This window comes from Actinotalea sp. C106 (genome assembly GCF_023630195.1).
In the GTDB taxonomy this organism is placed as follows: Bacteria; Actinomycetota; Actinomycetes; order Actinomycetales; family Cellulomonadaceae; genus Actinotalea.
The window spans coordinates 1-703 of sequence record NZ_JALPKN010000597.1; the positions used below are offsets into that span (position 1 = coordinate 1).

Below are 703 nucleotides of genomic sequence, written 5' to 3' on the forward strand. Positions count from 1 at the left end.
GCCCGGGGGTGCGCCCGCCACGCCGCCCGGCCCCGGCCAGGAGTCGGCCTGGGACTACCCGCGACCGCCCGCCGTCGAGCCGAGCGAGGAGCACGTCGTGGTCCGCCTGGGCACGACCCTCGTGGCCGACACCCGGCGGTCGGTGCGGGTCCTGGAGACCTCCCACCCGCCGACCTACTACCTCCCACGCGAGGACGTGCCCGACGGCGTCCTCGTCCCGGCCCAGGGCAGCAGCTTCTGCGAGTTCAAGGGCCGGGCGGCGTACTTCGACGTCGTCGGCGTGGACGAGCGCGGCGAGCAGGTCGTCGTGCCCGGGGCCGCGTGGACCTACCTCGACCCGACACCCGCCTTCGCCGCGATCACCGGCCACATCGCCCTCTACCCGGGCCGCATGACCGAGTGCACCGTTGACGGCGAGGTGGTCCGCCCCCAGGAGGGTGGCTTCTACGGCGGCTGGATCACCGACCGCGTCGTCGGCCCCCTCAAGGGAGCCCCCGGCACCCTCGGCTGGTAGCCCGCAGGCTGCCTCCCCGGGTGCCGCGCCCACCCTCTCGCGCGCCGCGCGCCTCAGCGGCGCCGCCCCGTTGAGTGGTCACTTCTTGCCGCTTGTCGAACCCTCGATCCGGCAAGAAGTGACCACTCGACGTCAGCGCCCGAGGGCGGGTGGGGGCGCAGCGGGCGGGCGGGGGCGCGGGGGGCGGGG

General features: G+C 76.0%; 1 protein-coding gene. It reads left to right on the top strand.

Annotation, left to right across the window (positions count from 1 at the left end; genetic code table 11):
- Positions 1–514, top strand: a 514-nt coding sequence (locus L0B03_RS18710) for a DUF427 domain-containing protein (protein ID WP_250448612.1), incomplete at its 5' end; no start/stop codon positions are given.
- Between the last annotated feature and the right edge of the window lie 189 nt (positions 515–703).